Below are 21585 nucleotides of genomic sequence, written 5' to 3'. Positions count from 1 at the left end.
CATCGAGTCGCTGCCGTTCCTGGAGGCGGCCCGGCAGGTCCGCCACGAGATCGGTCGAGACAACGTCTTCTTCCTGCACGTCTCGCTGGTGCCGTACCTGGCGCCCAGCGGCGAGCTCAAGACCAAGCCGACCCAGCACTCAGTCGCGGCGCTGCGCCAGGTCGGTATCCAGCCCGACGGGTTGGTCCTGCGCGCTGACCGCGAGATCCCGGTGAGCATCAAGCGCAAGATCTCGCTCATGTGCGATGTCGACACCGAGGCGTGCGCCGCGGCCGTGGACGCGCCGAGCATCTACGACATCCCCAAGGTGCTGCACAAGGAGGGGCTGGATGCGTTCGTCATCCGCCGCCTCGGCCTGAACTTCCGCGATGTCGACTGGCATGACTGGGACGAGCTGCTGCGCCGGGTGCACAGCCCGGAGCACACCGTAGAGATTGCGCTGGTCGGCAAGTACATCGACCTGCCGGACGCCTACCTGTCGGTGACCGAGGCCTTGCGCGCCGGCGGCTTCCACCACGACGCCAAGGTGTCGATCCGGTGGGTCGCCAGCGATGAGTGCCAGACCGACTCCGGGGCGCAGAAGGCGCTCGGGGGAGTCGACGCGGTGCTGGTCCCCGGTGGGTTCGGGGTGCGCGGGATCGAGGGCAAGCTTGGCGCGCTGAAGTGGGCCCGCGAGCGCGGGGTGCCGACGTTGGGCATCTGCCTGGGCCTGCAGTGCATGGTCATCGAGTACGCCCGGAACGTCGCCGGCATCGCTGGTGCGAGCTCGACCGAGTTCGACCCGCAGACCCCCGCCCCGGTCATCGCGACCATGGAGGAGCAGAAGGCGTTCGTAGAGGGCGCTGGTGACCTGGGCGGCACGATGCGGCTCGGGTCCTACCCGGCGAAGCTGACCGAGGGCTCCGTGGTGGCCGAGGCCTATGCCGCGGTCTCCGTCGACGAACGGCACCGGCACCGGTACGAGGTGAACAACGGCTACCGCGAGCAGCTCGAGCGGGCCGGCCTGGTGTTCTCGGGGCTTTCCCCGGACAAGAACCTCGTCGAGTTCGTCGAGCTGCCTCGCGAGGTGCACCCGTACTACGTGTCGACGCAGGCGCACCCTGAGTTCAAGTCGCGACCCCACCGGGCGCACCCCCTGTTCGCCGGGCTGGTCGGGGCCGCGATCAACGCTCAGCGCGCCGCGCGCCTCGTCGAGGTCGACCGCCCGCGGGCCGCCGCCGACGCAACCGCCTGACCGTGGACAACGAGCCGACCGAGCTGGTGGCCGGCGAGCTGACGGACCGGATGGAAGCGCGTCCCGTGCTGCGCTCCGAGGTGGCCCTGAAGGGGCTGGTCTGGGACGTCGTGCGGGACCGGGTCGACCTCGGGAACGCCGGGCAGGTGACCCGCGAGTACGTGCATCACCCCGGGGCCGTCGCCATCGCCGCGCTCGACGGCCAGGGGCGGCTGTGCGTGATCCAGCAGTACCGCCATCCCGTGCGCGCCTTCGAGTGGGAGATCCCGGCGGGGCTGCTCGACGTCGACGGCGAACCACCCCACCGTGCCGCGGCCCGCGAGCTGCACGAGGAGGCGGACCTCGTCGCCTCGACCTGGCACGTGTTGGTCGACTATCTGAGCTCACCGGGCGGCCTCGACGAGGCCTTGCGCGTCTATCTGGCCCGCGATCTTGCGCAGGTTCCCCAAGGCGAGCGTCACCAGCGCGACGGCGAAGAGCTGGGTATGCCGCTGGCCTGGGTGCCGCTCGAAGAGGTCCGCGACGCCGTGCTCGCCGGCCGCGTCCAGAACTCGACCCTGGCCGTCGCCGCTCTGGCCGCGCTGGCTGCCCGCGAGCTCGGCTGGTCGACCCTTCGTCCCGCCGAGGCAGCGTGGCCCAGGCACCCGGCATACCGCCAGGGGAACTAGGCGGAGCACAGTCTCGCCGGCACGGATGGCCGTAGGCTCACCCCATGCATCGCGAGAACTGCCCCCCTGACGCAACAGTCGTCGCCGATCGGACTGCATGAGCGCGCTTGAAGTGACGGTGCCCGAGGCCTGCCCGTGCGGGCGGGGCGCGAGCTACACGGGGTGCTGCGGCCCGCTGCACGAGGGCCAGCGCGCCGCCTCGACCGCCGAGGAGCTGATGCGGTCCCGGTATGCCGCCTACGTGGTCGGCGACACGTCGTACCTCCTGCGTACCTGGCACCCGCGCACCAGGCCGGCCGAGCTGGACCCAGGCCGCTTCGTGGGCTGGCTGGACCTGACCGTCCTGGCCACCGCGGACGGCCGATATGACGACCGCTTCGGTGAGGTCGAGTTCCGCGCGACCCACGGCGACGGGGTGCTGCACGAGCGAAGCCGGTTCGTCCGACGCGCGGGCCGCTGGGTGTATGTCGACGGGGACCTGCTCGACTGAACCCTCGACTGAACCCTCGACTGACCCTCGACTAAACCGATTCGTATGCCGCCGTGCCCGGTCCGTAGGATGGGCGGGCTCGACCAGCCCCCGATTCAAAGGATCTTTTGTGCTCCGCAGCCATGAGGCCGGCACGCTGCGTGCCGGCTCGCAAGGACATGTCGGCCAGACCGTTGTGTTGACGGGCTGGGTGGCCCGCCGGCGCGATCATGGCGGCGTCGCCTTCCTGGACCTGCGCGATGCCAGCGGGATCGCCCAGGTCGTCGCTCGCGACGAGGTGCTGGAACGGGGTGGCGCGCACGACCTGCGCAACGAGTACTGCATCCGGGTCGTGGGTGAGGTCACCGCGCGGCCCGAGGGCAACGCCAACCCCGACCTGCCGACCGGCGAGATCGAGGTGATCGCCAGCGAGATCGAGGTGCTCAACCCCAGCGCGCCGCTGCCGTTCCAGATCGATGAGCGCGTCACCGTCGGCGAGGAGGCCCGGCTCAAGCACCGCTACCTCGACCTGCGCCGCCCGGGAGCGTCGTCGGCCGGCGCCGCCCTCCGACTCCGCTCCAAGGTCAACGCCGCCGCTCGCGCCGTGCTCGGCGCGCGGGACTTCGTCGAGATCGAGACGCCCACCCTGACCCGGTCCACGCCGGAGGGAGCCCGGGACTTCCTCGTGCCCGCGCGGTTGGCCCCCGGGTCCTGGTACGCCCTCCCGCAGAGCCCCCAGCTGTTCAAACAGCTGCTCATGGTGGCCGGGATGGAGCGGTACTACCAGATCGCCCGCTGCTACCGCGACGAGGACTTCCGCGCCGACCGCCAGCCGGAGTTCACCCAGCTCGACATCGAGATGTCCTTCGTCGAGCAGGACGACGTCATCGAGCTCGGCGAGGCCGTGGCCCGCGAGGTCTGGCGGCTCGTCGGTGTCGACCTGCAGACGCCCTTCCAGCGGATGACCTATGCCGACGCCATGGCGCGCTTCGGGTCGGACAAGCCGGACCTGCGCTTCGGCAACGAGCTGGTCGACTGCACGGCCTACTTCGCCAACACTCCCTTCCGGGTCTTCCAGGCCGACTACGTCGGTGCGGTCGTCATGCCCGGCGGGGCATCCCAGGCCCGCAAGCAGCTCGACGCCTGGCAGGACTGGGCCAAGAGCCGCGGTGCCCGCGGCCTCGCCTACGTGCTCGTCAACGAGGGGGCCGACGGCGACGTCGAGCTCTCGGGCCCGGTGGCCAAGAACCTCTCCGACGAGGAGAAGGCCGGGCTCGCCGCCCACGTCGGCGCCCAGCCCGGTGACTGCGTGTTCTTCGCCGCCGGTGCTACGAAGGCCTCTCGGGCCCTGCTCGGTGCCGCGCGACTGGAGATCGGCCGGCGCTGCGACCTGATCGACGAGGCCGCCTGGTCGTTCCTCTGGGTTGTCGACGCGCCGCTGTTCGAGCCGGCCTCGGAGGCCGTGGCCGCCGGTGACGTCGCCGTGGGTGCGGGCGCCTGGACTGCGGTGCACCACGCGTTCACCTCGCCCAAGCCCGAGTTCATCGACACGTTCGACACCGACCCGGGATCGGCTCTGGCCTACGCCTACGACCTGGTGTGCAACGGCAACGAGATCGGCGGGGGGTCCATCCGTATCCACCGCCGCGATGTCCAGGAGCGGGTCTTCAGGGTCATGGGCCTGTCGCCCGAGGACGCCCAGGAGAAGTTCGGCTTCCTGCTCGACGCCTTCGCGTTCGGCGCTCCGCCTCACGGCGGCATCGCGTTCGGGTGGGACCGGATCGTCTCGCTGCTGGCCAGGACCGAGTCGATCCGCGACGTCATCGCCTTCCCCAAGTCCGGGGGCGGCTACGACCCGCTCACCTCAGCGCCGGCACCCATCACGCCTCAGCAGCGCAAGGAGGCCGGTGTGGACGCGCAGCCCGCGCCTGCCGAGGGCGCCGCGCCAGACGGCATACCGGCTGCCGCACAGGCCTAGGCGACGCCCGAAGCCCACCCGGGGTCCGGTGAGCTGAGGCGAGGCGCGTCAGGAGCGCCGAGGCGGACCCACGTCAGGCATCCGGCCGGGCACGGGCACGCCGTCGACCGTGACCTGCGCGCGCTCCGACCAGAACGCCACGAGGTCGCGCACCTCTTCGGCGTCGTGCAGCGGGTCCGGGTAGTACCAGGCGATGTCGGCGCCGGCCTCGCCCTCGGCGCTGAGGTAGCTCGCGACCCCCTTGTAGGCGCAGACCGAGCGCGTCGACGAGGGACGCAGCAGGTCCAGTCGCACATCCTCGCGCGGGAGGTACCAGCGGACCGGCAGCAGGGTCTCGTAGAGCGCCGTCGCTCGTCGTGACTCGGCGAGCACTGTGCCGTCGAGCGTGACCACCACGTGGCGGTCACTGCGCAGGACGTCGATCCGCTTGAACGGGTCGTGCGGGTGACCCATGACGGGCTCGTCCTCCTCGCGCCACTCGAACCGCGCGAAGTCGAGGAGGACCCGCCCGCCCAGCGAGTCGTCATCCGGGCGGAACGCCACCTCCACGCCGGCCATGGGTCCGCCGGCGGGGGCGAGCGGCGTACCGGGACACGTGTGCAGCTCGAAGTGCTGCGGGCCCATCACGGGCGGCAGCGCGTCGGGTGGCTCGATGCGGGGCAGCTCCACCAGCGCGACCTGGAGCGCAGCCTCGGGCACGGCGTAGTGGGGGACGACCCGGGTGGGCTCCCACACGAGCAGGGCGTCTGTGGTGTCGAGGACCAGCGTGCCGTCGAGCGTGGCACGCAGCCGCTTCGACGTGCTGGCGTAGCGCAGCTCACGCAGCCCGGAGAACCACTGCCTGGCGAGGTCGACGCTCACGGGGTCACCTCTGGAGGAAGTCGATGACGGCTGCGTTGAACTCAGCGGCGTGGCTGGTGTTGATGCCGTGCGGCCCGCCCGCCAGGACTCGCAGCTCGCTCCCGGCAATCGCGTCGTGGGTGCGCTGCCCGGACACCTCGAACGGCACGATGGCGTCGGAGTCGCCGTGGATCACCAGCGCCGGCACGCTGACCTTGGCCAGGTCGGTGGTGAAGTCCGTGACCCAGGACCCGATGCACTCGGCGGCGGCGTGCACGTCGGCCTGCGCGGCGAGGCGCAGGGCCTCGCGCAGCTGGTCCTGGCTCACCCTGAGGTCGCCGTCGGCGCTGAAGAAGTTCGTCAGGAAGCCCTTGAGGAACCCCTCGGGGTCGGCTCGCAGCTGCTGCTGCATCTGCTTCACCGTGTCGAGGTCGAGGCCACCGTCGGGGTGGTCGGCGTCCTTGAGCAGGCATGGCGGGATAGCGGCGGCGAACACCACGCTGTGCACCCGGTCCGCGCCGTGCGTCCCGACGTAGCGGGCCACCTCGCCGCCCCCCATCGAGAAGCCCACCAGCGTCACGTCGCGCAGGTCGAGCTCGCGCACCACCGCGTCGAGGTCCGAGGTGAGGGTGTCGTAGTCGTAGGTGCTCGCCTCGCCCGGCTGGTCGGACTGTCCGAAACCACGGCGGTCGTAGGCCACGACGCGGTATCCCGCGTCGACCAGAGCGGGGGTGAGGTCGGACCAGGAGGCGCTGCTCAACGGCCATCCATGGATCAGGACGACCGGGCGACCGGGACCGCCGCTGTCCTCGACGTGGAGGGAGACGGTGTCGTTGCGAACGCTGGCCATGAGGGGTCCTCTCGTCGGGTTCGGCTGTCCTCCGAATCTAGGCACCGCCGGCCGGGCGTGCCAACCGCCGGCTCGACCACCGATGGATGTCGCCGTAGCCCAGCCCGGTGTAGACGCCGCGGGCGACGTCGTTGTCGGAGTACATGCCGAGGGTGCAGAGGCCGGCCTCCAGAACGGCGGCCCGCGTGAGGTATGCCGTGACGGCCCGTCCCAGCCCCGTCCCTCGATGGGCCTGGTCGACGGTGATCCCGGCGAGGATGGGGTACCCGGCCAGGCTGGGCTCACGGACCCCACAGGCCACGAGCCGGCGGCCGGGACCGCGCACGCCCACCCACGTCTGACCGGGGTACTCGAAGGGCCGCGCGTCGGTGCGGGGGTTGGCGTGCGCGAGAAGCCGGCGGATCTCGGGTTCGTCGTCCTCGGTCAGCTCGGCGAGGCGGTCCTCGGCCTGGACGGGGTCGGGGGGCGACGCGGCATACATCCACTCCCAGTCGTTGCCCTCGCCCAGGGCGAGGTGCGCCGCGACCGCTTCCAGCGCGCCGGCCGACACGGTCACGTTGCCGATCTCGCGGGGCAGGAGGGAGCCGTCGGCGAGCTCTCCGACCAGCTGTTCGACGTCGGCGGGTGGACCGAGGACGAGCAGACCGAGGCGGCGCAGGTGGCTGCGGCGAGGCACCGCGACGGCCGAGCCGTGCGCCCAGCCGTGGTGCTCCAGCGTCGCAGGCACGTCATAGCGGACGAAGGTGTCGTCACCGGATGCCTCGAGGAGCGCGGCATGCGTGGTGAGCGGGCGCAGCCTCATTCGGTGATGCCGAACCGCGCGTGCCAGCGACGCAGGCGCGCCGGTGCCCACCAGTTCCAGTCGCCGAGGAGGGTCATGGTCGCCGGGACGAGGAGCATGCGGACGAGGGTGGCGTCCAGAGCCACCGCTGTGGCCAGGCCCACGCCGGTCTCCTTGATGACGAGCAGCTTGCCGGCGACGAACCCGGAGAAGACGATGACGACGAGCAGCGCAGCCGAGGTGATGATGCGTCCGGAGCGCTGCAGACCCAGCACCACCGCCGCGTCGTTGGCGTGGCCGCGCTCGTGCAGCTCGACGATCCGCGACAGCAGGAACACCTCGTAGTCCATCGACAGCCCGAAACCGAAGGCCAGGACCAGCAAGGGGATCGTCGACTCCACGGCTCCGACCGAGGAGAACCCCAGCAGCCCCTGAAGGTTGCCGTGCTGGAAGACCCAGACGATGACGCCGAGCGAGGCGCCGAGGGACACGACGTTGAGCAGCAGGGCCTTGACCGGGATGACGACCGATCCGGTCATGAGGAAGAGCAGCACCAAGGTGGCGAGGGCCACGAGGGCGAACGCGTATGGCGCGCGCTGCCACATCGAGTCGGTGAAGTCCTGGAGCCCCGACGCCTGGCCCGTGACATAGGTGGGGAACTGCGGCCGCTCGGACTTGAGCTGACGGACGAGCGCGCGGGCGGGGTCGTCGAGACCGCCCCCAGGGGTGTCCAGGTCGACCACGCTGAGCCCGCTGCCGGCGGCCGTCACGCGCGTGACCCGGTCACCGGCGGGGAGGCGCAGGCTCGCGGCATACGCGCGGGTTTCGCTGAGAGGCGCCTTGGCAACGACGGTGACGTCCGCGCCGCCCAGCTTCGGGTAGTCCCGGGCCATGCCGTCGAAGAACTGCCGGGTCGACGAGCTGGTGGGCAGGAGGCCACTGCCCGAGGAGGTGAGCCGCAGACCGAACGCAGGCAGGGCCAGCCCGACCAGCGCTGCGACGACGACCACGATGATCGGCACCGGGTGCCGGTGCACCCACTCGGCCAGCCGGGAGAACACGCCCTCCTCGGGCGCCAGCTCGGTGCCCCGCCGCATCAGCCGGCGAGCGCCGACGACGCACAGTGCGGGGACGAGGGTGAGCGCGACCAGCATGGCGATGAGGACGACCGAGAGGCCGGCCGCACCGATCGCCTTCATGATCTGGGCCTCGAAGACGAGCAGGCCTCCCAACGAGATGGCCACGGTGAGGCCCGAGAAGACGACGGTGCGCCCGGCGGAGTCGACGGTCCGGGCGGTCGCGGCTCGGATCATCTCCGGCGTGACCTCGGCCGCGGGCAGGCCCCGGGCGAGCGCGCGCAGCTCCTCGCGGAACCGGCTCACGGTGAGCAGTCCGTAGTCGATGCAGAGACCGAGACCCAGCACGGTGATGACGTTGACGGCGGTGGCATCGAGGTCGATGAGGTACGAGAACCCGAGCAGCGAGGCCAGTGCGCCCGCGATGGAGGCGACGGCGCCGAGGATGGGCATCCCCGCCGCCACGAACCCGCCGAAGACCACGATCATCACGACGAAGCTCACCGGCAGCGCGATGCCCTCGCCCGTGCGCAGGTCGACCTGGAGCTGGCCGGTGATGGCGTCGATGAGGTCCTGCAGCCCCGCGCCGCTCACGCTCGCGTGGGGTGCGGCGGCCCGCAGCGGCTGGAACGCGCCAAGGACCGCCGAGGCGATCCGCTGGTGGGTCGCCTTGTCCGGGTTGCCGGCCAGGCTCACCACCGTGGCGAACCCGTCTCCCGTCGGCGAGCCACCCTTGAGCAGCGCTGACGCCTGTGGGGCGGCGAGGCCGCCGGGGACGAGGAAGGGCATCGCCACCGCGTCCACCCCTGGGGTGGCCTCGACGCGCTGGGCCACCTCGAGCGCGGCACGCCTGGTCCGCGGTGCGGCGACATCGGCGCCGTCGACCCGCACGGTGTACGTCGACAGCTGGGAGGCGCCGGCCTTGGTCAGCAGGTCGCGTCCGGTGCCGTTCTCACCTGAGACGGACGGTTCGCCGGAGTGGAGGCGGCCGAACAGCGACTCCCCGCCGAACGCTCCGGTGGCTACGCCGAACCCGGCGGCGACGAGCAGGAGCCAGACGAGCATCACCGTCTTCGGGCGGTGGGCGATGGCCCGACCGAGGCGCGAGAGCGCGGAGCGCGAGCGGTCCGGGTGGCCGGCGTGGGCGGGCGGCTGTGTCACGGGAGATAGCCTGCCACCCGTGGGTACCGGTGCTGGCGAGGACCTCTTCGCGACGCAGTCGCGAAATGGCTATGGCGCGACGCAGTCGCGCGGCGGCGAGTCCGGTATGCCGTCCGGCGCCTCACTGCCTCCCCTCGCCGTGCGCATGCGCCCCGCCTCGCTGGACGAGGTCCGGGGCCAGTCCGACGTACTGCGCCCCGGGAGCCCGCTGCGGCGGCTGATCGAGGGGTCCGGCGGTGCGGCCGGCCCGTTGTCCGCCATCATCTGGGGACCACCGGGCACCGGTAAGACGACGCTGGCCCACCTCGTGGCGACCGCGGCCGACCGCCGGTTCGTCGAGCTGAGCGCGGTGACGGCAGGGGTCAAGGACGTCCGGGCGGTCATGGACCAGGCCGCCCGCGACCGGGACCTGTATGACCGGCAGACGGTGCTGTTCCTCGACGAGATCCACCGGTTCACCAAGGCGCAGCAGGACGCACTCCTTCCCGGTGTCGAGACGCGGCAGGTCATCCTCGTCGCGGCCACCACCGAGAACCCCTCGTTCTCGGTCATCGCCCCGCTGCTGTCGCGGTCCATGCTCATCACCCTCGGCCCGCTCAGCGACAAGGAGGTGGAGGACGTGCTCGCGGCCGCCGTCGCGGACGAGCGTGGTCTGGCGGGCGAGTATGCGCTCGCGGCGGAGGCGGTTGCTCATCTGGTGCGGGTCGCCGGCGGCGACGCCCGCCGTGCGCTGACCGCGCTGGAAGCGGCCGCGGGGGTGGCGCAGGACGGCATACCGCCGGGCGCCGAGCTGGACGGGCCGGTCGAGATCACCCTCGCGCACACCGAGCAGGCGGTCGCCTTCGCGTCGGTGCGCTATGACAAGACCGGCGACCAGCACTACGACGTGGCCTCTGCCCTCATCAAGTCGATGCGCGGCTCCGACGTCGATGCGGCGCTGCACTATCTCGCGCGGATGCTGGAGGCGGGGGAGGACCCGCGGTTCATCGCGCGACGCATCGTCATCGCCGCGAGCGAGGACGTCGGCATGGCCGACCCCACGGCCCTCCAGACGGCCGTCGCCGCGATGCACGCGGTCGCCCAGATCGGCATGCCCGAGGCGCGGATCATCCTGGCCCAGGCGGTGGTCCACAACGCCCTGGCACCCAAGAGCAACGCGGCATACACCGGGATCAACGAGGCCATCGCCGACGTGCGGGCGGGGCGCGGGGGTCAGGTGCCGCCGCACCTGCGCGGCAGCGGGTATGCCGGCGCGACCCGCCTCGGGCACGGCGACGGCTACGTCTATGCGCACGGCGAGCCCGACGGGGTCGCCCAGCAGGCCTACCTGCCTGAGGACCTGCAGGGGCGGACCGACTACTACCGGCCCACGGACCGCGGCTTCGAGGAGCGGCTCGGGCCGCGATGGGCGTGGCTGAGGTCGCGCATCCACGGACGCAACGACGCGCAGTGAGGCGGTCGTCGCAGGTCACCAGCCGTGAGCAGAGGGGTTGACTGGGGCCACCGCACGTCGCAACGCCGTGTCGTGCCCCCGCAGCGCCGGGGTAGGGTGACGGCCATGCATGTGAGTCTCGGCGACATCGCGGGCCTGATCGCGGCCCTGGCCTTCGCGTTCCTGGTCTTCCGGCTCGGCGGCGTGATCGGCAAGGCCGGCAAGATCCTCGACGAGACGAGGATGAGTCTGCGCAGCACCACCGAGAACGTCCAGCCCACCCTGCTCAAGCTCACCGACACCGTGAGCCTGACCAACGAGCAGCTGGCCCGGGTCGACGGCATCACCACCAACGTCTCGGCGATGACCACCAACGCCAACGCGCTGACCTCGCTGTTCGCGGCGACGCTGGGCAGCCCCGTGGTCAAGGTCGCAGCATTCACCTACGGCGTCCGCTCGGCCTTCCAGGCCAGCGGCTCGCGCAGCGCGGGCGGCCGTCGCCGCCGTCGGGGCTGACCGCCGATGTCCCGTCTGTTCTGGACTGCCCTGGGCGCCGCTGTGGGGGTCTATGCCGTGCGCAAGGTGAGCAAGGCCGCCGAGGCCTACACCCCTGCCGGGGTGGCCCACGGCCTCTCCGACTTCGCCGATGGCATGCGCGAGCTCGCGGCCGCGGTGCGTGAGGGCATGGCCGAGCGCGAGGGCGAGCTGCGCCTGGCCCTGGGGATCGACACCGAGACGGCGCCGGCCGCCGGGGAGCCCACCCGCCTCGACCCGGCCAGTGCCCGGGCCCTGCTGGAGGACCCCACCGGCCTGCGCTCCGACCGAGCTCGCTAGGGGCGCGGCGTCCTCGCTGCCCCCGGCCTACCTACGCCCACTGCCTGCCCGCCGAACCCCCCACGGCATGGTTTAAGGACTGAGTACACGCATGGAAACCGCCGAGATCAGGCGCCGCTTTCTCTCCTTCTACGAGAGCAAGGGCCACACGGTCGTCCCGTCCGCCCCGCTGGTCTACGACGACCCGAACCTGCTGTTCGTCAACGCGGGGATGGTGCCGTTCAAGCCGTACTTCCTCGGCCAGCAGACGCCGCAGTGGGACCGCGCCACGTCGGTCCAGAAGTGCGTGCGCACCGGTGACATCGAGGAGGTGGGCAAGACCTCGCGCCACGGCACGTTCTTCCAGATGAACGGCAACTTCTCGTTCGGCGACTACTTCAAGGAAGGCGCGATCACCTTCGCCTGGGAGCTGGTCACCACCAGCCAGTCCGAGGGCGGCTTCGGCCTCGATCCCGACAAGATCTGGCCGACCGTCTACGAGGACGACGACGAGGCCTTCGACCTCTGGAAGAACACCGTCGGGATCCCCGTGGAGCGCATCGTGCGCCGCGGCAAGCTGGACAACTACTGGCACATGGGCGTGCCCGGTCCCGGCGGTCCGTGCAGCGAGATCTATCTCGACCGCGGTCCCGAGTACGGCCGTGAGGGCGGCCCGGCCGTCGACGAGGACCGTTACCTCGAGTTCTGGAACCTCGTCTTCATGCAGTACGACCTGTCCGCGGTGCGGGCCAAGGACGACTTCGACATCGCCGGCGACCTGCCCAAGAAGAACATCGACACCGGCATGGGGCTGGAGCGCATGGCGACCCTGCTGCAGGGCGTCGACAACCTCTACGAGATCGACGAGGTCTACCCCGTCCTCGACCGCGCGGCCGAGCTGACCGGCAGGAGGTACGGCGCGCACTCCGGCCACGCCGCCAGCGAGTCGCACCCCGACGACGTGCGGCTCCGGGTCGTGGCGGACCACATCCGGTCCAGCCTCATGCTCATCGGCGACGGCGTCACTCCCGGCAACGAGGGCCGCGGCTACGTCCTGCGCCGGATGCTGCGCCGTGCGGTGCGCTCGATGCGCCTGCTCGGGTTCGACGAGCCGAGCCTGCCGTTGCTGCTGCCCGTGTCGATGGAGCGGATGAAGAACTCCTATCCGGAGCTCGAGAGCGGCTTCGACCGCATCTCCCAGATCGCGTATGCCGAGGAGGAGGCTTTTCGTCGCACGCTCGCCTCGGGCACGACCATCCTCGACACCGCCGTCACCCGGACCAAGCAGGGCGGGGGCACGACCCTGCCCGGCGACCAGGCCTTCCAGCTGCACGACACCTACGGCTTCCCCATCGACCTGACGCTCGAGATGGCGCAGGAGCAGGGGCTGCAGGTCGACCGTGAGGGCTTCACGCGACTCATGCAGGAGCAGCGCGAGCGCGCCAAGGCCGACGCCAAGGCCAAGAAGGGCGGCCACGCCCACACCGAGGTCTGGCGCGACCTGCGAGCGCTGGGCGCGACGGACTGGCGGGCCTACTCCGAGCTGACCAGCGAGGCGAAGGTCCTCGGCCTCGTCCTCGACGGTCAGCGCGTCGAGGAGCTCGAGCCCGGTCAGCGGGGGCAGGTCGTGCTCGACCGCACGCCCTTCTATGCCGAGTCCGGTGGCCAGATCGCCGACGAGGGCATCATCACGGCCGACGGCGCCCACCTGCGGGTCGTCGACGTGCAGCGTCCGGTGAAGGGGCTCGTCGCCCACACCGTCGAGGTGCTCACCGGGCCCGTCCGCGCAGGTCAGGCGGTGTCGGCCGAGGTCGACCCCGAGTGGCGGATCTCCGCGTGCCAGGCGCACTCCGGCACCCACGTGGTCCACGCGGCGCTCCGTCAGGTGCTCGGCCCGTCGGCCCTGCAGTCGGGCTCCTACAACAAGCCCGGCTACCTGCGGCTCGACTTCGCGTGGGGCCAGGCGCTCTCGCCCGAGACCCGCAGCGAGATCGAGGAGGTCGCCAACCTGGCCGTGCGGCACGACCTGCCCGTGTCCGCGCAGTACATGACCCTGCCTCAGGCTCGCGAGCTCGGGGCGCTGGCTTTGTTCGGCGAGACCTATGACGAGCAGGTCAGGGTCATCGAGATCGGCGGCCCGTGGTCACGCGAGCTCTGCGGTGGCACTCACGTGGCCCACTCGTCGCAGATCGGCGCGATGTCGGTCACCGGAGAGTCGTCCGTCGGCTCCGGGGTACGCCGGCTCGAGGCGTTCGTGGGCATGGACGCCCTGCGCTACCTCGCCAAGGAGCGGGCGCTGGTCGCCGAGCTCTCCGAGATCGTCAAGGTGCAGCCGGGCGAGCTCAAGGACCGGGTCGCGGCACTGGTCGCCCGGGTCCGTGACGCCGAGCGCGAGATCGAACGGATCCGCCGCGAGCAGGTCCAGGCGGCCACGGGTCAGCTGCTCGCGTACGCCCGCGACGTCGACGGCATCCGGCTCCTCACCCATGACGCCGGCGAGGGGGCCAGCGCCGACGACCTGCGCACCATGGCCCTCGACCTGCGCGGCCGGCTCACCGACAGCGCGCCTGCGGTCATCGCCCTCACGGGCGTGACCAATGGCCGGCCCGCGGTCGTCGTCGCCACCAACAGCAGCGCTCGCGAGCGCGGCATCAAGGCCGGCGCGTTGGTCCGCCTGGCGGCCCAGGCCCTCGGCGGCGGGGGCGGTGGCAAGGACGACCTCGCGCAGGGCGGGGGCACCGACGCGGCCCGCACCGGCGACGCCCTGGGCCAGATCGACCACGCGGTCCGGGCTGCCGCCCAAGGCGCTGGATGAGCGGCGGCTCCGACACCTCGATGCCCACCCGCCACGGACGGCGGGTGGGCATCGACGTCGGCAGCGTCCGTGTCGGCGTGGCGGCCAGCGACCCGTCCGGCCTGCTGGCCACGCCGGTGCGCACCGTGGCACGGGACCTGGCTGCGGACACGCCGCGGGACAAGCCGCAGGACATGGCGCGGGGCGCCGGTGCCGCCGGCGCCGAGAAGGCGCAGGTCACAGCCCCGAGCGACATCGAGGAGATCGCTACGCTCGTCGCCGAGCTCGACTGCGTCGAGGTCGTGGTCGGGCTGCCACGCAGCCTGAGTGGTGGGGAAGGTCCCGCCGCAGCGTCGGCACGCACGTATGCTGGGCGGCTGGCGGCGCGCGTCGCGCCTGTGCCGGTGCGTCTCGTCGACGAGCGGCTCACCACGGTCGACGCGCACCGCTCGCTCCGTGACAGCGGAGTCGACAACCGCCGACATCGTGCGGTCGTCGACCAAGCGGCCGCAGTGCTGATCCTGCAGGCCGCGCTGGATGCGGAGCGCAGCTCCGGGCGACCGCCCGGCGAGCTGGTCACGGCAGGTCGGCGCAAGCCCAGGACGAAGGACAGAGATCGATGACCGAGCCTCATCTTGAGCACTCGATCTTCGGGCACCACCACGGCGAGCACCCCGGCGACCAGCACGACGGCCAGCACGACGGCCAGCACGGCGACCACGACGTTCGTGGCCGCAGGGGGCGCCGCGCTCAGCCTCACCGGCGCCGCCGTCGCGGTCGCCGTCTCGGGTGCCTCGTCGTGGCGCTGGCTCTCGTCGCGGCAGGTGCGTTCGCGGCATACACAGGTCTGCGGCCGGTGGTCGAGGGCTTCATGGCCAGCGGCGACTACCCAGGCCCCGGCAGCGGTGTCGTCAAGGTCGTCGTCAACGACGGCGACTCCGGTCGAGCCATCGGCGCAGCCCTCCAGAAGGCCGATGTCGTCAAGACGGCGGGTGCCTTCCTCGACGCCTCCGCGGCCGACCCCCGCTCGGCCGCGATCCAGCCGGGGACCTACACGCTGAAGAAGAAGATGTCGGGCAAGGAGGCGCTCGCCGCCCTGCTCGACCCCAAGAACCTCACGGTGCCCCGGGTGACCGTGCGTGAGGGTCTCTGGAAGTCCGAGGTCTTCGCGGTGCTCTCCAAGCGCACGGGGGTCCCCCTCGCGCAGTACCAGGCCGCCGCCGCTGACCCTTCCTCGCTCGGCCTGCCGCCGCAGGCGAAGGGCAACCTGGAGGGCTACCTGTTCCCCTCCACCTACGACTTCCCTGCCAAGGCCACCGCGGCCGAGCAGCTGAGCACGATGGTCGCCAAGGCCGTCTCGACGCTGCAGGCAGCCGGAGTCGCCCCGGCCGACTACCAGAAGACGCTCACCATCGCCTCGATCGTCGAGGGGGAGGCGGGCGTCGCCGACCGCGGCAAGGTGGCCCGGGTCGTCGAGAACCGGCTCCAGAACCCCAAGGGCCCCACGATCGGCCTGCTCCAGATGGACTCGACGGTCAACTACGCGCTCCAGCGCCGAGGCAACCTCACCAGGGCGCAGTACCTCTCGGCCAAGACCAACCCCTACGACACCTACACCCACAAGGGCCTGCCACCGGGGCCGATCAGCAGCCCCGGGGCCCTCGCCATCCAGGCCGCCGCGAACCCCACGCCTGGCCCGTGGTTCTACTTCGTGACCGTCAACTACGACACCGGCGAGACGCTGTTCGCCACGACGCGCGCCGAGCACGACCGCAACAACGCGATCCGCCAGGCCTGGTGCGACGCCCACAAGCCGAAGTGCGAGGGCAGTGGCTGAGCCGAGCCGGGCTGCCGTGCTCGGTCGTCCGGTCGCCCACTCGTTGTCTCCGGTGCTGCACACGGCGGCCTACCGCGCCGCAGGCCTGGGGGACTGGTCGTATGCCGCCCACGACGTGGGCGCCGACGAGCTCGGCGCCTTCGTCGCTCGACTCGACGGCAGCTGGCGCGGGCTGAGCCTCACCATGCCCCTGAAAGAGGTCGCCTTCGACGTGGCGACAACGGTCACGCAGACGGCGCGGGTGACCGGCGCCGTGAACACCCTCGTGAGGCGCACCGACCTCGGCTGGGACGCTGACAACACCGACGTGCACGGCATAGAGGCCGCCCTGGCCGAGGTCAGCCACGACGGCTCTGCGGTCCTGCTCGGGGGAGGCGCCACCGCACGGTCGGCGATCGTCGCCCTCGCCCGGCTGGGCGTCACGCGGCTGCTGCTCGCGACCCGGGGTGAGGCCCGTCCGGAGACACTGCGTGTCGCAGTCGACTCGGGTGTCGTCGTCGAGGTCGTGTCGCTCGCGAGCTGGGGCGAAGACCACGGCGGCAACGGCGGCCACGGTGGTGACCAGCTGGTGGTGAGCACGCTGCCTCCCGAGGGCGCGCTCGTCGCCGCGGCAGCTCTCGGCGACCGTCCTCGTGGCGGCACCCTCATGGATGTCGTGTACGCCGACTGGCCGACCCCTCTTGCCCAGAGGGCCGAGCGTGTCGGCATGACGGTCGTGTCCGGCCTCGACATGCTCGTGCACCAGGCGGCCGAGCAGTTCCGGCTCTTCACCGGCCGGACGCCGCCTGTGCAGGCGATGTATGCCGCCGGGCGCCAGGCTCTGGGCCGATGATCGTCTGGAGCGGGGGAGCGGGCACGCCGCTGTGGCTCGTTCTCGTCGCCGCGCTCGCGGGTGCCGTGGTCGGCGCGGCCACCGGCCGCACGCTCGCCACCGGTGGCTACCGGATCGAGTCCGACGGCTCCGGCCGGCCGTCGCGCCACTGGTGGTGGCCGCCGCTCGTGCTCGGGCTGCTGTGGGCGTTCCTCGCCTGGCGCATCGGGGAGACGGCCGGGTGGGCCGCGCTGCCGGTATACCTGCTCTTCGCCTGGCTCGCGGTCGCGCTGATGTGGATCGACGCCGACGTGCACCGCCTGCCGGACGGCCTCGTGCTGCCCGCGTACCCCGCGCTGCTCGCGCTCGTCGCGGTGGCGACCGCAGGCACCGGCCAGCCGGCGCCGCTGGTCCGTGCGCTGGCCTGCATGGCCGCGGTGTTCGCCCTGTACTTCGTCATGGCCTGGGTCTCGCCGAGCTCGCTGGGCTTCGGCGACGTCAAGCTCTCGGGGCTGATCGGGCTGGTCCTCGGCTGGCTGAGCGTGCCGATGGTCGTCCTGGGGCTGCTGGCGGGGTTCCTGGTCGGCGGGGTCGTCGCGCTCGTCATGCTGCTCGGCCGGCGGGTCGGCCTCAGGTCCCACATCGCCTTCGGGCCGGCCATGCTCGTGGGCGCCTTCGTCGCGCTCGCGCTCGAGTTCCAGTGGGTGGCCTAGCCGGAGTGGCCCGTCGCGGTCATGGCAGGATCGACCCATGCTTCGCTGGTTGACCGCAGGTGAGTCCCACGGGCCGGCGCTGCTCGCCACGATCGAGGGCCTGCCGGCCGGCGTCGAGGTGACGACCAAGGACGTGGCCGCCGCCCTCGCTCGACGCCGCCTGGGGTTCGGCCGCGGGGCCCGGATGAAGTTCGAGCAGGACGAGGTCGAGTTCCTCGGCGGTCTGCGCCACGGTGTCACCATGGGCTCGCCGGTCGCGATCCGCATCGGTAACAGCGAGTGGCCGAAGTGGGAGACGGTCATGTCGGCCGACCCCGTCTCGGCCGACGCGCTGGCGGCCTCCGACGACGTCAACGCCGAGAAGGAGATCGCCCGCAACCGTCCGCTGACGCGGCCACGCCCGGGCCACGCCGACCTCGTCGGCATGCAGAAGTACGGCTTCGACGACGCGCGCCCGGTGCTCGAGCGCGCCTCGGCGCGGGAGACGGCCGCTCGCGTCGCCCTCGGCGAGGTGGCCGCGAGGTTCCTCGACCAGGCCTACGGCATCCGGCTCGTCTCGCACACCGTGGCCATCGGCGCCGCAGGCGTCCCGGACGACGCACCGCTGCCGACTCCCGACCAGGTCGAGCAGATCGACGCCGACCCGGTGCGCACCCTCGACCCGGCCGGCTCTGCCGCCATGGTGGCAGAGGTCGAGGCGGCCAAGAAGGACGGCGACACCCTTGGCGGGGTGGTCGAGGTCCTCGCCTACGGCCTGCCGCCGGGACTGGGCTCGCACGTCCACTGGGACCGCCGCCTCGACGCACAGCTCGCCGGCGCCCTCATGGGCATCCAGGCCATCAAGGGTGTCGAGGTCGGCGACGGCTTCCGCACGGCGGCACGCCGGGGCTCCGCAGCCCACGACGAGATGGAGCGCGACGCGGACGGCACCATCCGCCGTCGCTCCGGCCGGGCGGGTGGCACCGAGGGCGGCATGTCCACCGGGGACGTCCTGCGGGTCAGGGCTGCGATGAAGCCCATCTCGACCGTCCCACGGGCCCTCGACACGGTCGACACCACGGGGGCCGAGGCCGCCAAGGCGATCCACCAGCGGTCCGACGTGTGCGCCGTGCCGGCTGCCGGGGTCGTCGCAGAGGCGATGGTGGCGCTGGTGCTCGCGCAGGCATGCGTGGAGAAGTTCGGTGGTGACTCGGTCACCGAGACGGCACGCAACCACGCGGCATACCTCGCGGCCATCCCAGAGACGATGCGCACGTGGTGACCGCCACCGGCCGACCGCTCGTCGTGCTCATCGGGCCACCGGGCGCGGGCAAGTCGACGGTAGGCGCCCTGCTCGCCGACCGGCTCGACGTGCCGTTCCACGACACCGACGCTCGCATCGAGGCGCAGGAGGGGCGCAGCATCGCCGACATCTTCGTCGACGACGGAGAGCCGGCCTTTCGCGCGCTGGAGCGCGAGGAGGTCGAGCGCGCACTCGCGACAGACGGGCCGGTCGTCTCGCTCGGTGGTGGGGCGCCCATGGACCAGGCCACCCAGGACCGGCTCGCCGGGCATGCCGTCGTGTTCCTCGACGTGGCGATCGGTGACGCGGCCAAGCGGGTGGGCTTCGGTGTCAGCCGTCCGCTGCTCGGGGTGAACCCCCGCGCCCAGTGGAGCAGGATCATGCAGCTGCGGCGGCCGACCTACGAGGCGCTGGCGGCGACACGGGTGGACACGACGGGACGCCCGCCGCAGGACATCGTGGAAGAGATCGTGGCATGGCTGAAGGCTCGCGCATGACACCGACAGCGCGGGCGACCACGCCGGCGACCACGACCCCCTCAGGCCCGACGCGCATCAGCGTCGGAGGCGCCTACGACGTCGTCATCGGCACGGGCCTGCTGGGCGAGCTGCCCGGGCTGCTCGAGGGGGTCCAGCGGGTGCTCGTCGTGCACCCGCGGGCGCTCGCCGCGACCGGTGAGGGCGTCCGCGAGGAGCTCGCCTCGGCCGGATTCGAGGCGTATGCCGCGGAGGTCCCCGACGCCGAGGAGGCCAAGACCGCGCAGGTGGCGGCATTCCTGTGGGGCGTCCTGGGACAGGCGGGCTTCACCCGGTCCGACGCGGTCGTCTCGGTCGGTGGGGGAGCGACCACGGACCTCGCCGGCTTCGTCGCGGCGACCTGGCTGCGAGGGGTCAGGGTCGTCCACCTGCCCACGACGCTGCTCGGGATGGTCGACGCGGCGGTGGGGGGTAAGACGGGCATCAACACGGCTGAGGGCAAGAACCTCGTCGGCGCGTTCCACCCTCCGACGGGCGTGCTCTGCGACCTGCGCACGCTTGAGACGCTGCCCGAGCACGACTTCGTCGCGGGGCTGGCCGAGGTGGTCAAGTGCGGGTTCATCGCCGACCCCGCGATCCTCGACCTCGTGGAGGCGGACCCGCAGGGCGCGCGCCGGTTCGACGGCCCGGCCGTGCGCGAGCTCGTCGAGCGGGCCGTCCAGGTCAAGGCCGATGTCGTCGCCCAGGACCTCAAGGAGTCCTCGCTGCGCGAGATCCTCAACTACGGACACACCTTCGGGCACGCCGTCGAGCACGTGGAGCGCTACCAGTTCCGGCACGGCGCCGCGGTCTCGATCGGCATGGTCTACGTCGCCGAGCTGGCGCGGCTGGCCGGCCGCATCGACGACGACCTCGTCGAGCGCCACCGCAGCATCCTGGGCTCGCTGGGACTGCCGGTCACCTACCGAGGCGACCGCTGGCCGAAGCTGCTGGACGCCATGAAGCGCGACAAGAAGACCCGGGGCTCCCTGCTGCGCTTCGTCGTGCTGTCGGGGCTCGCGCAGCCGACCCGCCTCGAGGGTCCCGACCCGGCCCTGTTGCACGCGGCATACGCCGAGATCAGCCGCGACTGAGACTGGCGCGATTCGGGCGCTGGTGGCGCGGCGGCTAGACTGCTCGGCGACTTCCAGCCCAACCGAAAGCGACTCCTCCTGTGGCATCGACCAACGACCTGAAGAACGGCCTTGTCCTCAACCTCGAGGGCCAGCTCTGGTCCGTGGTGGAGTTCCAGCACGTCAAGCCCGGCAAGGGTCCGGCGTTCGTGCGCACCAAGCTCAAGAACGTCATGTCGGGCAAGGTCGTCGACAAGACCTTCAACGCCGGCGTCAAGGTCGAGACCGCGAACGTCGACCGTCGCGACATGCAGTACCTGTACAAGGACGGGTCGGACTACGTCTTCATGGACGGCGACACCTACGACCAGATCCACATCCCCGAGGCCACTGTCGGCGACGTCGCCAACTACCTCCTGGAGAACCAGACCGCGCAGGTCGCGACCCACGACGGCACCGTCCTCTACGTCGAGCTGCCCACCTCGGTCGTCCTCGAGATCACCTACACCGAGCCGGGCCTGCAGGGTGACCGCTCCACCGGTGGCACCAAGCCCGCGACCCTGGAGACCGGCGCGCAGATCAACGTCCCGCTGTTCCTCGAGCAGGGCACCAAGGTGAAGGTCGACACTCGCGACGGCTCCTACCTCGGCCGCGTGAACTAAATCGGAGCCAGGACACTGTGTCTGCTAGAAGCAAAGCCCGTAAGCGCGCCGTCGACCTGCTGTTCGAGGCCGAGCAGCGTGGCATGAACGCGCGGGACCTGCTCGCCGAGCGGCTCGCCAAGCCGGTCACCGAGGCGCCGCTCAACCAGTACACCGCCGACCTCGTCGAGGGTGTGGTGGAGCACTGGACCGACATCAACGAGCTGCTCTCGACCTACTCGCAGGGCTGGTCCCTGGAGCGGATGCCGAGCGTCGACCGCGCCATCCTGCGGCTGGGCGCCTTCGAGGTGCTGTATGCCGCGCAGGTGCCCGAGAGCGTCGCCATCTCCGAAGCCGTCGAGCTGGCCAAGAGCCTGTCGACCGACGACTCCCCGAAGTTCGTCAACGGCCTCCTCGGGCGCCTGGCCGAGGTCAAGCCGACCCTGGCGTGAGCTGCCGTCCCGCCCCGGTCGGTGCCCGAGCTTCGGCATATCCGGGCGATTCGGCACCGACACAGGGAGCCGGGTGCGGCTCGGCTGACGGCAGCCGCTAGAGTGGCCCGCGACCGACATCCTTTAACGACCTGTCCTGTGAGGCAGGGAAGGAGGTCCTGGCGC

At 71.6% G+C, this 21585-nt stretch carries 21 protein-coding genes; 17 read left to right on the top strand and 4 right to left on the bottom strand.

The window, feature by feature from the left end; translation table 11 throughout:
* From VGN50_RS12780 to aspS, 4 genes are all read left to right on the top strand, one after another.
* Window positions 1-1234 (top strand): CTP synthase (locus VGN50_RS12780; RefSeq protein ID WP_327445183.1); only part of this gene is annotated, 1234 nt, incomplete at its 5' end.
* Between the two features lie 2 nt (window positions 1235-1236).
* Window positions 1237-1902: an NUDIX hydrolase gene (locus VGN50_RS12775; RefSeq protein ID WP_327445182.1), complete on the top strand. Its 666-nt coding sequence runs from the start codon at window positions 1237-1239 to the stop codon at window positions 1900-1902.
* A gap of 97 nt (window positions 1903-1999) precedes the next feature.
* Window positions 2000-2392, top strand: a complete 393-nt coding sequence (locus VGN50_RS12770) for a YchJ family protein (RefSeq protein WP_327445181.1) — start codon at window positions 2000-2002, stop codon at window positions 2390-2392.
* A 109-nt stretch (window positions 2393-2501) separates the two neighbouring features.
* Window positions 2502-4349 carry an aspartate--tRNA ligase gene (gene aspS / locus VGN50_RS12765; protein WP_327445180.1) on the top strand — a complete coding sequence of 616 codons (1848 nt, stop codon included), beginning with the start codon at window positions 2502-2504 and terminating at the stop codon, window positions 4347-4349.
* A gap of 48 nt (window positions 4350-4397) precedes the next feature.
* Here aspS and VGN50_RS12760 read toward each other — a convergent pair whose 3' ends face one another.
* From VGN50_RS12760 to VGN50_RS12745, 4 genes are read right to left on the bottom strand one after another with little or no spacing between them, the layout of a single operon-like run.
* The gene (locus VGN50_RS12760; protein ID WP_327445179.1) at window positions 4398-5210 is read right to left on the bottom strand and encodes a DUF427 domain-containing protein; all 813 of its coding nucleotides are present in this window, start codon (window positions 5208-5210) and stop codon (window positions 4398-4400) included.
* Between the two features lie 4 nt (window positions 5211-5214).
* Window positions 5215-6039 (bottom strand): alpha/beta hydrolase, encoded by an 825-nt coding sequence (locus tag VGN50_RS12755; RefSeq protein WP_327445178.1) that lies wholly within the window; start codon window positions 6037-6039, stop codon window positions 5215-5217.
* A gap of 37 nt (window positions 6040-6076) precedes the next feature.
* Window positions 6077-6841: a GNAT family N-acetyltransferase gene (locus VGN50_RS12750; protein WP_327445177.1), complete on the bottom strand. Its 765-nt coding sequence runs from the start codon at window positions 6839-6841 to the stop codon at window positions 6077-6079.
* Window positions 6838-9057, bottom strand: coding sequence for an MMPL family transporter (locus VGN50_RS12745; protein ID WP_327445176.1), 2220 nt, complete (start codon window positions 9055-9057; stop codon window positions 6838-6840). The genes VGN50_RS12750 and VGN50_RS12745 overlap by 4 nt, the downstream gene beginning before the upstream one ends.
* Before the next feature lie 106 nt (window positions 9058-9163).
* Here VGN50_RS12745 and VGN50_RS12740 point away from each other — a divergent pair, with 106 nt between their 5' ends.
* The 13 genes from VGN50_RS12740 (at window position 9164) to nusB (ending at window position 21420) form a co-directional block, all read left to right on the top strand.
* Window positions 9164-10510, top strand: coding sequence for a replication-associated recombination protein A (locus VGN50_RS12740; RefSeq protein ID WP_327445189.1), 1347 nt, complete (start codon window positions 9164-9166; stop codon window positions 10508-10510).
* A gap of 111 nt (window positions 10511-10621) precedes the next feature.
* Window positions 10622-11005, top strand: a complete 384-nt coding sequence (locus VGN50_RS12735; RefSeq protein ID WP_327445188.1) for a DUF948 domain-containing protein — start codon at window positions 10622-10624, stop codon at window positions 11003-11005.
* 6 nt (window positions 11006-11011) lie between these two features.
* The gene (locus tag VGN50_RS12730; RefSeq protein WP_327445175.1) at window positions 11012-11323 is read left to right on the top strand and encodes a DUF6167 family protein; all 312 of its coding nucleotides are present in this window, start codon (window positions 11012-11014) and stop codon (window positions 11321-11323) included.
* A gap of 91 nt (window positions 11324-11414) precedes the next feature.
* Window positions 11415-14117, top strand: a complete 2703-nt coding sequence (gene alaS, locus VGN50_RS12725; RefSeq protein ID WP_327445174.1) for an alanine--tRNA ligase — start codon at window positions 11415-11417, stop codon at window positions 14115-14117.
* A complete protein-coding gene (gene ruvX / locus VGN50_RS12720) occupies window positions 14114-14719 on the top strand; it encodes a Holliday junction resolvase RuvX (RefSeq protein ID WP_327445173.1) in 606 nt (201 codons plus the stop codon). Before alaS ends, ruvX begins: the two co-directional genes overlap by 4 nt.
* Window positions 14716-15933 (top strand): endolytic transglycosylase MltG, encoded by a 1218-nt coding sequence (mltG, locus tag VGN50_RS12715; protein WP_327445171.1) that lies wholly within the window; start codon window positions 14716-14718, stop codon window positions 15931-15933. The genes ruvX and mltG overlap by 4 nt, the downstream gene beginning before the upstream one ends.
* On the top strand, window positions 15926-16765 hold the full coding sequence (locus tag VGN50_RS12710; RefSeq protein WP_327445170.1) for a shikimate dehydrogenase: 840 nt from the start codon (window positions 15926-15928) through the stop codon (window positions 16763-16765). Before mltG ends, VGN50_RS12710 begins: the two co-directional genes overlap by 8 nt.
* Window positions 16762-17457 (top strand): A24 family peptidase, encoded by a 696-nt coding sequence (locus VGN50_RS12705; RefSeq protein ID WP_327445169.1) that lies wholly within the window; start codon window positions 16762-16764, stop codon window positions 17455-17457. The genes VGN50_RS12710 and VGN50_RS12705 overlap by 4 nt, the downstream gene beginning before the upstream one ends.
* A gap of 37 nt (window positions 17458-17494) precedes the next feature.
* The gene (gene aroC, locus VGN50_RS12700; protein ID WP_327445168.1) at window positions 17495-18718 is read left to right on the top strand and encodes a chorismate synthase; all 1224 of its coding nucleotides are present in this window, start codon (window positions 17495-17497) and stop codon (window positions 18716-18718) included.
* Entirely contained in the window at window positions 18712-19236 is a 525-nt protein-coding gene (locus VGN50_RS12695; protein ID WP_414694600.1) for a shikimate kinase, read from the top strand. The genes aroC and VGN50_RS12695 overlap by 7 nt, the downstream gene beginning before the upstream one ends.
* Entirely contained in the window at window positions 19233-20348 is a 1116-nt protein-coding gene (gene aroB / locus VGN50_RS12690) for a 3-dehydroquinate synthase (RefSeq protein WP_327445167.1), read from the top strand. Before VGN50_RS12695 ends, aroB begins: the two co-directional genes overlap by 4 nt.
* A gap of 80 nt (window positions 20349-20428) precedes the next feature.
* Window positions 20429-20989, top strand: coding sequence for an elongation factor P (efp, locus tag VGN50_RS12685; protein WP_327445166.1), 561 nt, complete (start codon window positions 20429-20431; stop codon window positions 20987-20989).
* A gap of 17 nt (window positions 20990-21006) precedes the next feature.
* Window positions 21007-21420 (top strand): transcription antitermination factor NusB, encoded by a 414-nt coding sequence (gene nusB / locus VGN50_RS12680; protein WP_327445165.1) that lies wholly within the window; start codon window positions 21007-21009, stop codon window positions 21418-21420.
* Window positions 21421-21585: the final 165 nt, after the last annotated feature.

This window comes from Pedococcus sp., assembly GCF_036000045.1.
Taxonomy (GTDB): Bacteria; Actinomycetota; Actinomycetes; order Actinomycetales; family Dermatophilaceae; genus Pedococcus.
This window is presented reverse-complemented; position numbering and strand designations above follow the sequence as displayed.

Excerpts from the sequence above, each read along its gene's own strand:
- VGN50_RS12770 (WP_327445181.1), top strand. The coding sequence starts at position 2,000 with ATGAGCGCGCTTGAAGTGACGGTGCCCGAGGCCTGCCCGTGCGGGCGG.
- ruvX (WP_327445173.1), top strand. The coding sequence starts at position 14,114 with ATGAGCGGCGGCTCCGACACCTCGATGCCCACCCGCCACGGACGGCGG.
- mltG (WP_327445171.1), top strand. The coding sequence starts at position 14,716 with ATGACCGAGCCTCATCTTGAGCACTCGATCTTCGGGCACCACCACGGC.
- aroC (WP_327445168.1), top strand. The coding sequence starts at position 17,495 with ATGCTTCGCTGGTTGACCGCAGGTGAGTCCCACGGGCCGGCGCTGCTC.
- aroB (WP_327445167.1), top strand. The coding sequence starts at position 19,233 with ATGACACCGACAGCGCGGGCGACCACGCCGGCGACCACGACCCCCTCA.
- alaS (WP_327445174.1), top strand. The coding sequence starts at position 11,415 with ATGGAAACCGCCGAGATCAGGCGCCGCTTTCTCTCCTTCTACGAGAGC.
- VGN50_RS12755 (WP_327445178.1), bottom strand. The coding sequence starts at position 6,039 with ATGGCCAGCGTTCGCAACGACACCGTCTCCCTCCACGTCGAGGACAGC.
- VGN50_RS12730 (WP_327445175.1), top strand. The coding sequence starts at position 11,012 with ATGTCCCGTCTGTTCTGGACTGCCCTGGGCGCCGCTGTGGGGGTCTAT.
- VGN50_RS12740 (WP_327445189.1), top strand. The coding sequence starts at position 9,164 with ATGCCGTCCGGCGCCTCACTGCCTCCCCTCGCCGTGCGCATGCGCCCC.
- VGN50_RS12750 (WP_327445177.1), bottom strand. The coding sequence starts at position 6,841 with ATGAGGCTGCGCCCGCTCACCACGCATGCCGCGCTCCTCGAGGCATCC.
- VGN50_RS12705 (WP_327445169.1), top strand. The coding sequence starts at position 16,762 with ATGATCGTCTGGAGCGGGGGAGCGGGCACGCCGCTGTGGCTCGTTCTC.